Here is a 14,277-nt window from a genome sequence, read left to right as displayed (position 1 = left end):
ACTATAAACGGCATGCCCGCAGATGCAGGCTGCCTTCAATTCAAATTCGGAAATTGGTTAATCTACAGCTTTGATATCAATCAGCTGTTTTTGCTGCGCCAGATAAGCGCGGATCTGTTGTTCCAGCTGCTCAGCTACGCTGTCGTTATCGATGCGTAACTTTTGCCTTTCACCTTTGAGGTAAAAACCACTTTTGCGGTTGGCTCCGGCCACGCCCAAATCGGAAATAAGCGCTTCGCCAGGGCCATTCACCACGCACCCTATCACAGAGACAGTTAAAGGGTCGATGACATCTTCCAGCCGCTGCTCCAGCTCGTTCATGGTTTTGATCACGTCAAATTCCTGCCGTGAACAACTTGGGCAGGCGATAAAGTTAATGCCACGCGAGCGGATACGCAGGGACTTTAAAATATCAAAAGCCACTTTCACTTCTTCAACAGGGTCTGCTGCCAGCGAAATACGTAAAGTGTCGCCAATGCCTTCGGCCAGTAACATGCCGAGGCCGATAGCCGATTTCACAGCGCCGGCACGGGCGCCACCAGCTTCGGTAATGCCCAGATGCAGCGGTTGTTCAATTTGTTTTGCCAGTAATCGGTAAGCACCAACAGCCAAAAACACGTCGGACGCTTTGACACTGACTTTAAAATTATCAAAGTTCAGCCGGTCTAAAATCTCGACATGGCGCATGGCCGATTCCACCAAGGCTTCTGGTGTTGGCTCACGGTATTTTTCCTGAATGTCGGCTTCCAGCGAACCACCATTCACACCAATACGGATGGGGATGTTGTGATCCCGAGCCGATTCCACCACAGCACGGATACGGTCTTCCCGGCCAATATTGCCAGGGTTAATGCGCAAACAGTCCACACCATATTCCGCCACTTTAAGCGCAATACGGTAATCAAAGTGAATATCTGCCACCAGCGGAATGGGCGACTGCTGTTTAATCAGTTTAAAAGCTTCAGCCGCTTCCATGGTGGGCACTGAGACCCGCACTAAATCAGCACCTGCCTTGGCGATGGCCTGAATTTGCGCCACTGTGGCGTCTACATCTGTGGTTCTGGTGTTGGTCATCGACTGCACTGCAATAGGTGCATCACCGCCAATCAGCACATTGCCAACACGGATTTGTTTTGATTTGCGGCGGATAATAGGACTTTCTGCAAACATATTAAGGCTGTCCACCTAAGGTTAAACGTGCGACCCGTCCGGCAGCATAACCAGACAAATCAACAGCAACATCATTCAATTGCACTGTGGCCGCTGCGGCATTGCCAAGCAGCACTTTAAAAGGCGCAGTGCCGGTTAAAACGTCATTTTGACCGGCCTGACGGATGCCATAAGCCAGTCTTTTGCCGGTAGCATCTGTCACTTCCAGCCAGCATTCGGCGCTAAACTGCAACTTTAAACGGGCCGTGCCTGCAGCGCTGTTGTGCTCTGCTGCAGTGGCCGCTGTAGTTGCAGTGGCAGCAACCTCGTTTTGTAAAGGTTGTGCTGGCGAGCCGGCGGCAAGATCCTGCTGCGTTTGTATTGGAGTATCGCTGAGCTGCGCTGATGAATTGGCCGCTGCCGGGTTAGTTTCCATGGAAACATCAGCTACAGGTTTTTGTTGTACTGCCTGACTCTGGCCAGCAACTGTTGCTTCAGTGCCAGTGTCTGCATCAGCGGCTTGTTGCGGCTGGCTTTCACTGTCAGCAGCTGCATTAACGGCATCTGCGGCTAAGGCGGCGTTTTGGGCTGCAGTTGCAGCAGTATCTTGTGTTGGGTTTAAGTCCGTCTGCTCGGCGCCTGTGTTAGTTTCAACAGGTTTTGCAGCCACAGAGCCTGCTAATTCAGCAGGTGTCAGTTCAGCCGAGGTCAGTTCCGGTAATGCAGTCACCGGCTTAGAATCAAGCAAATGGGTTTGCCAGAACCAGACCAAAAACAACCCTATCAATAACACCACCAGCAAATAACTAGCCAGCATAAATCTGTTATCCACAGCGTCCAGGCTCGCTTTGTTGGAAAAGCTGTGCATCGGCCTGGCCTGATTGCGTAAATAAGCCGCCTGCAATTCAAAGTTGGCCAGAATTTCTTTTTCCGGCAATTTCATTAATTTGGCATAAGCCCGCAGATAACCACGGATAAAAGTAGCTGAGACTGAAGGATCCCACTGTTCTGCTTCAATCTGTTCAATCTGACTGACTTTCAGCCGCAATTGACTGGCAACTTCAGCTGTGGTCAGGCCGCGTTGTTCGCGGCTTTGTTTCAGTAGGGCGCCAACGCCGCCCTGTTGTGATTGCGCTTGAGTACTCATAATGACGAAGTGGCAGGATCCCGAAGATAAATCGTTTGACCGATCGACAGTGGCTGATCCACCGTCATATTGTTCCATTTTAATAAGGTATCAAGTTTGATGTTGTATTTATAAGAGATGCTGAACATCGACTCACCATCTTTTACCTGATAGGTGGCCGGGATTTCCCCGCTCACTTGTTCCATCGCAGGTTTTGGCGCTGCCGAAGGAGCAACCGCAGTTGCGGTTAATTTTAATACCTGGCCTGTTTTAATCAGCGCTGCATTACTCAGGTTATTCATCGCCTGTAGCTCAGATACCGATAAACGATATCTGCTGGCGATACTGTACAGCGTTTCACCGGCTGCGACTTTATGGGTCTGGGCCGCCATTTCTGCTGCATTGTCTGAGGTGGTCTGCTGCTGCGGTTCTGACTGCGCCACTTCAACTTCAGCGACCGGCTGCGCAGCCTGCTGCTCTGGCTGCTGTTCCTGCGCCATGATGGCCGCATCGGGTTCAGCACTTGTAATGGTATTTGCTTCAGCGGATACCACTGCCGGCTGCTGTGTAGTCAGGGTTTCCGCTGGCATTGGCTCAGGCGCAGCCAGCGCGGCCAGCTCTTCAGCTTCTGTGCTGGTACTCTGAGCTGGGTTGCTGCTGAGGCTGCTATCCGCCTCGACCTGCTCTGTGCCTGCAACTGTTTCTGTCACTGTTGGATTGATGTTTTGCTCAGGCGCTTGCGCTATTGTTTCTGCAGCGGGTTCAGCGGACACAGCTTCAGAGTTCTGTGCTGCAATTGCACTGTCCGTGCTGGTGAATGCTTCGGTGTCCGGTGTTTCAGCAGGCAGCTGAGCGTCAGGTAAAGCAGCTGCTACTGCAGGTACCGAAGCGGTTTTGGCCGCAGCTGCAGATTTACGTTTGACAATTTTCATTTTGGGTTTGTCGTTGCTGGTCACTGTTGCCGCAGCAGCGTCATCCTGCATTAACGAGCTTTTATACGCCTTACGCATTTGTTCCGGTTTGCTCTGGCTAAAATCGCTTGCCAGTAACATGGCGGCTTCGGTGCTGCCGGGATACACAGACAACAGGAATTTTTCCGCAATTTGTTGTTCGGCAACATCACCGCTGTAATAAGCAACTATGTAACGTAATAAAGTGGCTTCAGGAGAAACCTGCCCTAACTGATGCAAACGGCTTTGCCATTTTTTTGCTTCCGCCAGATTGCCCATGGCATATTCCATCACCGCCATATTGTACAAAGCAGAGCTGCGGTTGCTGTTGTGCTGTAACGACTGCTTCAGATACTGGTGATACTGGATATAGTTTTTTTGCTCAAGCTCACATAAAGCCAGGTTTTCATAACTGTCGGCAACCCGGATATAACCCGGTCTTTTAATAGCGGCCAGCAATAATTCTTCCGCTTGCTGGTATTTTTGGTGCTGACATAAAAAAGCACCAAAGTTGTTATAGGTGTCGGCGTTGTTGCTGTCTTTACGTAAGGCACTGCGGTAGGCATCTTCGGCTTGTTTCAGTTCGCCAACCTGTTGGTAATAGTAGGCCAGCGCATTGTCAATTTCGGCCAGATCCGGTGCCAGCTGTTTGGCTTTTTCCAGATTGTATTTAGCCTGGGTGTTGTCACCACGCTGCAAATAGTTCAAACCAAGCGACATCCGGGTGCGGGCGGCTTCTTTCATGTCCGTGCGGGGTTGCCCCGGCCTGTCATTGCCAACAATGGTAGATTCAGACACACAGCCGCTTAACAGCAGCAGGAAAACACAACCAGCAACCGAAATTTTTCGCATCTTGGTGCACTAATCCTTGTAGTTATCACACTATTTTTACGGAAATCGCCTCACCTTTCATCTGTTTTTTTGCCAGACGTTTAGTGCGATCAATCACATCACCCACCAGCTGACCACAAGCGGCATCGATGTCATCACCTCTTGTTTTACGGACCATCACGGTAAAACCGTGTTCCTGCAGCACTTTGTTAAAACGGTCAATGCGTGAATTGCTTGATCTTTTATAAGGCGACCCCGGATAAGGGTTAAATGGAATCAGGTTAATTTTTGACGGCGTATCTTTTAACGCTTTTGCCAGCTCGTGCGCCTGTTCCATACTGTCGTTGATGCCCTCAAGCATCACATATTCGACTGTCACTTTATCATTGGCTCTCGAATCTTGCACATATCGTTTTGCCGATGCCAGAAATTCTTCCATCGGGTACTTTTTATTCACAGGCACCAGCTGATCACGCAGCTCGTTATTCGGCGCATGCAACGAAATGGCCAAAGCCACATCAATTTTATCTTTTAATAAGTCTAAAGCCGGTACTACACCAGAAGTACTTAAGGTCACCCGGCGTTTGGACAAGCCAAAACCATAATCTTCCAGCATCAGCTCCATCGCCGGCACCACGTTATTGAGGTTCAGCAAAGGTTCGCCCATGCCCATCATCACCACGTTGGTGACAGGTTTCACGTCGGTATCACCGTAAGAGCCGATAATTTGGCTGACGCGCCACACCTGACCGATAATTTCCGACACGCTTAAATTACGGTTAAACCCCTGTTGAGCTGTAGAGCAGAACGAGCAGTCCAGCGCACAGCCTACCTGAGATGAAACACACAAAGTACGGCGGTCTTTTTCCGGGATCCAGACAGTTTCCACTTCCTGGCCGCCTTTCAGTCCCATCACAAACTTGATAGTGCCATCAGCGCTGTCCTGACGTGTCACGACCACTGGCGCTTCAATGACACAACTGCGTTTGAGTTTCTCACGCAAGTCTTTGTTGATGTTGGTCATTTTGTCAAAATCATCAATACAGAAATGGTAAATCCATTTCATCAGCTGATCGGCGCGGAATGGTTTTTCGCCCAGAGACACCAGAAACTCTTTCATCTGCTCGCGGGTTAAATCTAACAGATTGACTTTGTTTTCAACTGCGCTCATGTGGGGTTACTCCTGGTCTGACTTAGGGGTCTGGCGGTTGGATTTTGTCTGTGCCATCAACGAGTTGAGACAGATAAAATACAACCGGGTTCACTTCTTTAAAAACTGTACAACAGATAGACAGAAAGGGGGCCATGCCCCCTTTCTGTTATTCAACCCAATCCCGGGCTGAATTCACTTTAACTTAGCGAGTGCGGGCACACAGCTCAGCGTCAGTGAAGAAAAACGCGATTTCACGGGCAGCTGAAGCAACAGCGTCAGAACCGTGAACAGCGTTTTCGTCGATGCTGGCAGCGTAGTCAGCACGCAGAGTACCGGCAGCAGCGTCTTTCGGGTTAGTTGCACCCATGATTTCGCGGTTTTTACGCACTGCGTCTTCACCTTCTAACACCTGAACCATCACAGGGCCAGAAGTCATGAAAGATACTAAAGCGTTGAAAAATGGACGCTCTTTGTGCTCAGCGTAGAAACCTTCAGCCTGTTCGCGGCTCAGGTGTAACATTTTAGCGGCAACAATACGTAAACCGGCAGTTTCAAAACGGTGGTAGATTGCACCGATGTGGTTTTTAGCAACTGCATCTGGTTTTACGATTGAAAAAGTACGTTCTAAGGCCATCGAAGACTCCCTGAATATCTGATTAAATAACTGGTTAAAAATTAGCGGCCGCGAATTATACGCTATTGCTTATCAAATGCCTATTTGTGCATTAAAAAAATGCCGCTCCCGGCAAAAACACCATAAAAAAAACCGGCTTTTGCCGGTTTTTTTATTAAGTCGCTGGATGGCGTTAAAACTTCGCCACCACTTTGACTGTTGCATCCACTGCGGCGGCGTCAATATAACCAATGGCGTTGGCATCTGCGGCCACAGCCGCTTTCATCTCAGCGTCAGAATTTAACTCTTTTGGTGGCGTGCCTTTACCGGTGAATACCAGTTTTGACCAATAAGCTTTCATCTGGCTGGAAGATTTGCCCAGCACCTTGCTGTCAAAATCGGCACGCGCAGCTGCAGACTCCGATAAATTAAGCGGAGTGGCTTTATTGCCGTTATTAAAAGTAGCGCCACGGCCAGTAAACAGGCGGGTAATTTCAGCCTGATCAAGGGTTGCGGCATTTGATGGATGTACAATCACCGCTACTTCGGCAAATGCTGTGTTGGCAGTCAGTGCCGCAGTCAGCGTTATCACTTTGAACCAGTTCATGGTTTTCTCCAATACTTAAAAAACTAAATCAACGCCCATGGTGATAGCTTTGCTGTCACCGGCCACCTGATTGCTTCCTATGCCTTTATCATTCACGTCATCAAACTGAAATTTAAAGGCGGCGGAATTATGAAAATCCCAGCGCACGCCCAGACTGGTGGTGTTGTGTTTTTCGCCGTCAGAATCAAAATCCGCATAAGAAACATAAGGGGTAAATTGTTGTATCCGATAACCGGCTGACAGCAGATAAGTGTCAAAGTCATCGCCATCCAGCGCCAGACGGTTCACTTCTGACAATAACAGCCAGTTGTTGTAGTCGATATTGACAGACAGACCGGCGAAATTCCCTCTGCGGCTGTCTTCACCATCCCAGAATACCCGTTGTCCGCCGCTGTATCTTTCGTTCTGATAGGTCATATAGGTCAGACGTAAGTCCAGCCAATCTCGGTTTAAACTGAGCACACCACCGACAATATCTTTCCAGATCTCCCGCACCGGTTCAGTGCCAAAAAATTCCGATAACAGTTTGTTTTCGGCATCATCCTCACGCCCGGTGTAGATATTACCGGATACCGACCAGTCACTGAGCTGATAGTTAAACTGGGCATTCACACCGGTATAGTTAAAAATCTGCCAGGTGTAGTTGTCTGCCGGTGGCCGGATCCAAAGGTAGGCGTAACTGACGTCAAAAAAGTCGGAATAATAATAGAGCGGCAAACGTTTTTTACCGGCCTGCAATGTCCAGTGCTCATTCAGCACATAAGACAAATAAGCCCATTCAAAACCGGCGTCAAAATCGTCTGCGCCCCGCCCGACTAATTGTGCAGTTGCTGTTAATCCTTCGGTTAATTCCGCTGTCATCTGCAAACCAAATTTAGAATCCGGTTTAAAGGTCCAGTCTTCTTCGTAAACCCCGACTGTCGGATAATTGGCCAAAAATGTTGGTTCAAGGCCAAACAGCGCCACACCACTACCGCTGGTTAACTTGCCTCCCATCACAGAAGCAAAACCAGAAATATCAACTTCTGCCTGAACCGGATAACTGCAGATAGCCGCCACCGCAGTTGCAAGTAAGAGCTTTTTCATGCCTACTCCTTCATTATTGATGTGCTGCAAGTTCAATCAGGCAGCATTAAAAGACCAGATCAACCCCGAGTGCCATCAGACTGTCTTTGCTGTCTGTCAGCTTGTCTTTGGCCGAGCTGAATTGCACTTTAAAAGCGGCTGCCGGGTGAAAATCGTACCTCAGCCCCAGATTCCAGGTGGTATTGTCAAACCACTGGCTGTTGACAATAGTGGCGATGGTTGGCTGTAACGGGAAATTCGCCGGCAAAGCGGCATAAATCTCCGGCTTGGCATCATCCTCATCTTTTTCATAAGAAACATAAGGGGTGAAAGCACCAAATCTGCGCCCTAACGACAAATAATAAGAATCCTGATTGGCGTAAAAGCTGTCTTCAACTTTCACATGGGTATATTCCGCGACCATCAGCCAGTCGTTGCGGTCATAGTTCAGGCCAACGCCAAAAAAGCTGCCTTCATCTTCATTAAAATCAATCTCTTGTGCTACTGACCTTAAACCAACATTGGTCAGCGCCAGCAATAAGGGGTTCAGTGAACTGGCTTCAATACTGACATCCCCCATCAGATAAGCCATGCGCAGCGATAACCAATCCTGACTCAGCTCCCAGGTCGCACCAACAATATTATTAATTTGTGCCGGCGCTTCAGTACCTACCACCGCCACTTCACCATCATAAGCACCAAACACCAGCTGCAGATTGGATTGCATGTCACTTAAACTGGTGCTGTGATACAAAGACACCCCTTCAATGGTGTCAAACCCCAGGTCATACACACTTTGTGGTGTACGCAGCCAGTCGTAGGCGTAGCCTACATCACGGAAATCAGAATATTTATAAAAAGGGGTACGCAGACGACCGGCATTTAACCGCCATTCGTCCGTCAGCTGATAAGTTAAAAAAGCCCATTCAAATTCCGCATCAAAGTCATTGCGGCCACGCGCCATAATCTGAGCTGTGACCGACAACTTCTCGCCCAGGTCAGACTGCACCTGCAGCGCAAACAGACTTTCATTTTTAAAGTCGATTTCGTCGGTATAGCCGTATAAAGTGTCACCACTTGACGCTTTGCCTGCCTTAATTGAAGCAAATCCATTGATATTCACTTCCGCTGTGGCTGTTGTCGTACAACAAGCCATTGCGACACATGCCGCTAACCAAGTTTTTTTCATGTACAGATCTCCGAGCAGAATGCTTACAACTATGTCTAGCCTAGACAACGAAGCTAAAAAAACCAGAAAATTCAGAACTATAAATTTTAGTTCCCGACGGATAAAAATAAAATCGGCGTGAATTTATATTAATTTTCAAGCATTTACAAGAAAACGCCGGATTTTGACCAGAAAAAAGCCAGCATCAAAGCTGGCTTAAAAATATGAATAAAAACAGAGGTATATAATTCAGTGCCACATTGGCATTAATGGCCTTCGCTGACCATATTGATGGTGTATTTTGGAATTTCCACCACTAAGTCTTCATCGGCAATACGGGCCTGACAACCCAGACGCGACTCAGGCTCTAAACCCCAGGCTTTATCCAGCATGTCTTCTTCGAGCTCATCACTTTCGTTCAGGCTGTAAAAACCCTCGCGAACTATTACATGACAAGTGGTACAGGCGCAGGATTTTTCACAGGCATGTTCAATGGCAATACCGTTACGCAAAGCCACATCCAGCACTGTCTCGCCTTTTTCCGCTGTTAATGCGGCGCCTTCAGGGCAGAGTTCGGCATGGGGTAAAAAGATAATCTGTGGCACGTTACACCTCGTCTACTTTGTGACCCTGCAGGGCCAGCCGGATTGAATTGTCCATCCGACGGGCGGCAAAATCATCGGTAATATGATTGGTTTTATCGATAGCAGCTTTAATGGCTGCGGTATCGTCGCTTTGGCTCAGTTGTTTTAACTCAGACAGCGCCTGTTCAATTTCTAACAGTTCGGCTGCGCCAAGCAAATGTGCATCAGCAGCCAAAGCAGCGCTGACCGCTTCCCACACTCTGCTGGCTTCTACCTGCTGCTCGCGTAACAGCCGTAGTTGCATATCATGTTTGGCATATTGCATCGAACTTTGGATCATGGTGGCCACCTGATCGTCGGTTAAACCGTATGAAGGTTTCACCTGAATACTGGCGCTGACGCCACTGGATTTTTCCTGGGCTGTAACACTCAATAAGCCATCGGCGTCCACCTGGAAAGTGACACGGATATGAGCACCACCCGCTGCCATCGGCGGTATATTGGTCAGGTTAAACTTGGCCAAAGAGCGGCAGTCGGCCACCAGTTCACGCTCGCCCTGCAGTACATGCAGCGACATCGCGGTCTGACCATCTTTAAAAGTGGTAAATTCCTGAGCCCGTGCCACCGGAATAATAGTGTTACGCGGAATAATTTTTTCCACTAAACCGCCCATGGTTTCTAAACCAAGCGACAGCGGAATCACATCCAGTAATAAAGTATCGGCATCTGATTTATTGCCAACCAACACATTGGCCTGAATTGCAGCGCCTATTGCCACCACTTTATCCGGGTCAATCGAGGTTAAAGGTTCAGCCTGGAAAAACTCAGCCACGAGGCTTCGCACCAGCGGCACCCGGGTCGAACCGCCCACCATCACCACCTGGGCTACTTCGTCGGTGTCCACACCGGCATCGCGCAGGGTTTGTTTACAGGCGCGGATAGTGCGGCGCACCAGAGGTAAAATCAGGCTGTCGAGCTCTTCACGGTTCAAGCTCAAACTCAGCTCACCTTTGGCTGTTGGCAACACAAAATGAAAACTATCCAGCGAACTTAACTGCTCTTTAATTTGACGGGCCAGCTGCAGGTATTGACGCAGACTTTGGTGCGACAACTCAGTTTCACCACTTTGTTGTTGCAGCCAATCAACAATCACATGGTCAAAATCATCACCACCCAGGGCAGAATCACCACCTGTTGCCAGTACTTCAAACACACCACGCTTTAAGCGCAAAATGGAGATATCAAAGGTACCGCCGCCTAAATCGTAAACGGCAATAACACCTTCCTGGCCTGAATCCAGACCATAAGCCAACGCCGCTGCCGTAGGTTCGTTTAATAAACGCAGCACTGTTAAACCGGCGAGTTTGGCGGCATCTTTAGTGGCCTGACGCTGGGCGTCATCAAAATAAGCCGGTACTGTAATAACCACGCCCGTCAGCTCACCACCTAAGGTTTGACTGGCGGTATCAGCCAGCGTCGCCAGAATTTCTGCCGACACTTCCACCGGGTTTTTAATGCCCTGAGCTGTTTCTATTGCAACTAATCCCTGCTGATCAACCAGCTGATACGGCAGCTTATGGTCCTGCGCCATGATTTCAGCAAAACCACGCCCCATCAGACGTTTCACCGAGCTGATGGTATTGTACGGGTCGCTGACTGCTGCCTGCTGTGCCACTTTGCCCACCTGCACTGCATCAGCGGTATAACGCACCACCGAAGGCACCATATCGTCGCCGGCACTGTTTTTCAGCGTTTTGGCTTCACCGCTGCGCACTGTGGCCACCAGTGAATTGGTGGTGCCAAGGTCAATACCTGCAGCCAGTTTATGTTGGTGGGGAGCGGCACTTTGGCCAGGTTCAGCGATTTGTAATAAAGCCATAATAGGATTTAGTCTTGTAGTTGCTGTTCGATTAACTCCAGCTCATGCTGCAGTTTAAAGAAAAATTTGAGTTTGCGGATTATATCAGCCGCCAGCAGATCCTGCTCGGGCTGATTGGCATCAAGTGCACTGGCTAACTGCTTGAGTAATAACTTTTTCTGCTGCTGAATTTGTTGTTCAGCCTCATCTATCAGCGCGTAGGGGTCTGTGGAATGCAGAATGTCAGCCAGCAGCTCACGCAGCTCCATCTGCTGCATTAAAAACGCCGTGTCGGTAAAACTGCGTTGTTCATGGCTGATTTTCACCCCACGCAGCGCCAGCAAATGTTCGGCTCTGAGCAGCGGTTGTTTCAGGCTGTGATAAGCATCATTGATATTGGCGGCTTGTTGCACCGCTAATAACCTGTCGCGTTCAGAGGCAGCGGCAAAATTATCCGGATGAAAATTCCGTTGCAGTTCTAAATAGCGGGTGCCCAGCTCAGTTAAATCAAGATCAAACTGAGCAGGCACCTGAAACAGCTGGAAATAATTCATCAGACCGCCAGCTTATACTGTGAAACTTTCGCCACAACCACATTCGCCGTTGACGTTTGGGTTATTAAACTGAAACCCTTCGTTCAGGCCTTCTTTGACAAAATCAAGCTGGGTGCCATCGATATAGACCAGGCTTTTGCCATCAACGATCAGTTTCAGATCGTCCTGTTCAAACACCTGATCGTCGTCATTCAGCTCGTCAACAAATTCCAGCACATAAGCCAGACCAGAGCAGCCGGTGGTTTTTACACCTACCCGCAAACCCAGACCTTTGCCGCGGTTCGCTAAAAAACTGCGAACACGTTCTGCTGCTGCTGCCGTCATTGAAATTGCCATAACAACTTAGCTCCCGTGCCGGGTTTTATAATCAGCAATGGCTGCTTTAATGGCATCTTCAGCCAGAATAGAGCAGTGAATTTTAACCGGCGGTAACGCCAGTTCCTGCGCTATGTCGGTGTTTTTGATTTGTGCCGCTTCGTCCAGGCTTTTGCCTTTGACCCACTCGGTCACCAGCGAGCTGGATGCGATGGCGCTGCCACAACCATAAGTTTTGAACTTGGCATCTTCAATAATGCCCTGCTCGTTCACTTTGATTTGCAGTTTCATCACGTCACCACAAGCAGGAGCGCCAACCATACCGGTGGCCACTGTCGGGTCGTCTTTGGCAAAGGCGCCAACGTTACGTGGGTTTTCGTAGTGATCTATGACTTTTTCGCTGTATGCCATGGTACTTTACCTCATTAATCCGGATAACCTGCAATTGCTTGCCGGTGAACGCAGCTGCTATAGCTGCGGATCAGTGTGCCACCCAGGCCACTGTGTTTAAATCAATGCCGTCTTTGTACATATCCCACAGCGGCGACATGGCACGGAGTTTTTCAATGGCTTCGTGCACAATTTTAATGGTGTGATCAATCTGTTCTTCAGTGGTAAAACGGCCAATGCTAAAACGGATTGAGCTGTGTGCCAGCTCGTCGCTTAAACCTAAAGCGCGCAGCACATAAGAAGGCTCCAGACTGGCTGAAGTACAGGCTGAACCTGACGACACCGCAATGTCTTTCAGCGCCATAATCAGCGATTCACCTTCCACATAGTTAAAGCTGATATTGGTAATGCCAGGTACACGGTGCGTGGCATCACCATTTAAAAACACTTGTTCAATGTCCTGAATACCGTCCCACAGCCGCTGACGCAGCTTGGCAAAACGCTCGTTTTCCGCAGCCATTTCCAGTTTGGCAATACGGAAAGCTTCACCCATACCGACGATCTGGTGGGTTGGTAAAGTGCCTGAACGCATACCACGTTCATGGCCACCACCGTGCGTTTGGGCTTCTAAACGAATACGCGGTTTACGGCGCACATATAAAGCACCAATACCTTTAGGGCCATAAATTTTGTGGGCAGAAAACGACATTAAATCAATTTTTAATGTTTGCAGGTCAATCTCAACTTTACCTGCAGCCTGAGCTGCGTCCACATGGAAAATAATGCCTTTGGCACGGCACAACTCACCGATGGCAGCCACATCCTGCACTACGCCGGTTTCGTTATTGACCATCATAATGCTGACCACTGTGGTGTCAGGGCGCATCGCGGCTTCCAACTTGGCAAGGTCGACCAGACCGTTACTTTCCACATCTAAATAAGTTACTTCATAACCTTCACGCTCTAAAGCGCGCATGGTGTCCAGCACGGCTTTATGTTCGGTTTTGCAGGTGATCAGATGTTTACCTTTTTTATGGTAAAACTGCGCTGCACCTTTAATGGCCAGGTTGTTCGATTCAGTTGCGCCTGAGGTGAACACAATTTCCCGCGGGTCGGCGTTCACCAGCTCTGCAATATGGCTGCGGGCAATTTCAACTGCCTCTTCCGCCTGCCAGCCAAAACGGTGTGAACGTGAGGCCGGATTACCAAAGTCGCCGTCCATCGTCAGGTACTGCATCATTTTTTCTGCAACACGAGGGTCAACCGGGGTTGTTGCGGCGTAATCTAAATAAATAGGTAACTTCATCTTGGGCTCCGTCTGCTGTTACAACTGGCAGCTGACTTCAATTTCAGTTTCAGGGTTCTTTAACAGGCGGCTGTCCTGCCGCTTGGCCACGCTCTGAATTTCATTCTGGCTGACCAATTCACCCAAAGTAATTTGGGTCAGAAAATCTTCAATCCGGTGACTTAAGTCACTCCACAAGGTATGGGTCAGGCACTTGGCGCCGCCCTGACAATCAGATTTGCCCTGACAACGGGTGGCGTCGACCGACTCATCTACGGCGCTGATCACTTCAGACACTGAAATTTCAGCGGCCGGTTTACCCAGCTGATAACCGCCACCAGGGCCACGCACACTGCTGACTAAACCTTGTTTACGCAAACGGGCAAATAATTGTTCAAGATAAGACAACGAAATTTCCTGCCGGGCAGAAATATCTGCCAGCGGCACCGGACCTGAACTGGTATGTAAAGCCACATCCAGCATTGCAGTCACGGCATAACGCCCTTTCGATGTTAACCTCATCCTGACCCCATTTTGCTTTGACCTGAGAATGGCGCAAATTGTACATTCCTGACTGATTTAGTCAAGTATAAAACCTACTAAAACAGTCAACTATTATGGTCATGGCG

Annotated in this window: 15 protein-coding genes; all 15 read right to left on the bottom strand. The window is 49.0% G+C overall.

The features are described from left to right. Window positions 1–57 precede the first annotated feature (57 nt). Entirely contained in the window at window positions 58–1,170 is a 1,113-nt protein-coding gene (gene ispG, locus N3Z11_RS02930; RefSeq protein WP_260655641.1) for a flavodoxin-dependent (E)-4-hydroxy-3-methylbut-2-enyl-diphosphate synthase, read from the bottom strand. Window position 1,171: 1 nt separating this feature from the next. Beyond that, a complete protein-coding gene (locus tag N3Z11_RS02925; RefSeq protein ID WP_260655640.1) occupies window positions 1,172–2,296 on the bottom strand; it encodes a RodZ domain-containing protein in 1,125 nt (374 codons plus the stop codon). Next, window positions 2,293–4,077, bottom strand: a complete 1,785-nt coding sequence (pilW, locus tag N3Z11_RS02920) for a type IV pilus biogenesis/stability protein PilW (RefSeq protein WP_260655639.1) — start codon at window positions 4,075–4,077, stop codon at window positions 2,293–2,295. The genes N3Z11_RS02925 and pilW overlap by 4 nt, the downstream gene beginning before the upstream one ends. 25 nt (window positions 4,078–4,102) lie before the next feature. Next, window positions 4,103–5,227 (bottom strand): bifunctional tRNA (adenosine(37)-C2)-methyltransferase TrmG/ribosomal RNA large subunit methyltransferase RlmN, encoded by a 1,125-nt coding sequence (locus N3Z11_RS02915; protein ID WP_260655638.1) that lies wholly within the window; start codon window positions 5,225–5,227, stop codon window positions 4,103–4,105. A gap of 184 nt (window positions 5,228–5,411) precedes the next feature. Then, window positions 5,412–5,843, bottom strand: a complete 432-nt coding sequence (ndk, locus tag N3Z11_RS02910) for a nucleoside-diphosphate kinase (RefSeq protein ID WP_260655637.1) — start codon at window positions 5,841–5,843, stop codon at window positions 5,412–5,414. Window positions 5,844–6,015: 172 nt separating this feature from the next. Beyond that, window positions 6,016–6,429 (bottom strand): phosphate ABC transporter substrate-binding protein, encoded by a 414-nt coding sequence (locus N3Z11_RS02905; protein ID WP_260655636.1) that lies wholly within the window; start codon window positions 6,427–6,429, stop codon window positions 6,016–6,018. Between the two features lie 15 nt (window positions 6,430–6,444). Further along, window positions 6,445–7,515, bottom strand: a complete 1,071-nt coding sequence (locus N3Z11_RS02900; protein ID WP_260655635.1) for an OprO/OprP family phosphate-selective porin — start codon at window positions 7,513–7,515, stop codon at window positions 6,445–6,447. A gap of 46 nt (window positions 7,516–7,561) precedes the next feature. Then, window positions 7,562–8,683 carry a porin gene (locus N3Z11_RS02895; RefSeq protein WP_260655634.1) on the bottom strand — a complete coding sequence of 374 codons (1,122 nt, stop codon included), beginning with the start codon at window positions 8,681–8,683 and terminating at the stop codon, window positions 7,562–7,564. Window positions 8,684–8,928: 245 nt separating this feature from the next. Then, window positions 8,929–9,267 carry an ISC system 2Fe-2S type ferredoxin gene (gene fdx / locus N3Z11_RS02890; protein ID WP_260655633.1) on the bottom strand — a complete coding sequence of 113 codons (339 nt, stop codon included), beginning with the start codon at window positions 9,265–9,267 and terminating at the stop codon, window positions 8,929–8,931. 1 nt (window position 9,268) lies between these two features. After that, on the bottom strand, window positions 9,269–11,125 hold the full coding sequence (gene hscA / locus N3Z11_RS02885) for a Fe-S protein assembly chaperone HscA (RefSeq protein ID WP_260655632.1): 1,857 nt from the start codon (window positions 11,123–11,125) through the stop codon (window positions 9,269–9,271). Between the two features lie 8 nt (window positions 11,126–11,133). Then, window positions 11,134–11,658, bottom strand: coding sequence for a co-chaperone HscB (gene hscB, locus N3Z11_RS02880; protein WP_260655631.1), 525 nt, complete (start codon window positions 11,656–11,658; stop codon window positions 11,134–11,136). 12 nt (window positions 11,659–11,670) lie between these two features. After that, complete coding sequence (gene iscA, locus N3Z11_RS02875; protein ID WP_260655630.1) at window positions 11,671–11,994, bottom strand: iron-sulfur cluster assembly protein IscA; 324 nt, start codon at window positions 11,992–11,994, stop codon at window positions 11,671–11,673. A gap of 6 nt (window positions 11,995–12,000) precedes the next feature. Then, window positions 12,001–12,384: a Fe-S cluster assembly scaffold IscU gene (iscU, locus tag N3Z11_RS02870; protein ID WP_260655629.1), complete on the bottom strand. Its 384-nt coding sequence runs from the start codon at window positions 12,382–12,384 to the stop codon at window positions 12,001–12,003. A 70-nt stretch (window positions 12,385–12,454) separates the two neighbouring features. Further along, a complete protein-coding gene (locus N3Z11_RS02865) occupies window positions 12,455–13,669 on the bottom strand; it encodes an IscS subfamily cysteine desulfurase (protein ID WP_260655628.1) in 1,215 nt (404 codons plus the stop codon). Window positions 13,670–13,687: 18 nt separating this feature from the next. Beyond that, the gene (gene iscR / locus N3Z11_RS02860; RefSeq protein WP_260655627.1) at window positions 13,688–14,170 is read right to left on the bottom strand and encodes a Fe-S cluster assembly transcriptional regulator IscR; all 483 of its coding nucleotides are present in this window, start codon (window positions 14,168–14,170) and stop codon (window positions 13,688–13,690) included. Between the last annotated feature and the right edge of the window lie 107 nt (window positions 14,171–14,277).

This window comes from Rheinheimera sp. 4Y26 (assembly GCF_025245835.1).
Taxonomy (GTDB): Bacteria; Pseudomonadota; Gammaproteobacteria; order Enterobacterales; family Alteromonadaceae; genus Pararheinheimera.
This window is presented reverse-complemented; position numbering and strand designations above follow the sequence as displayed.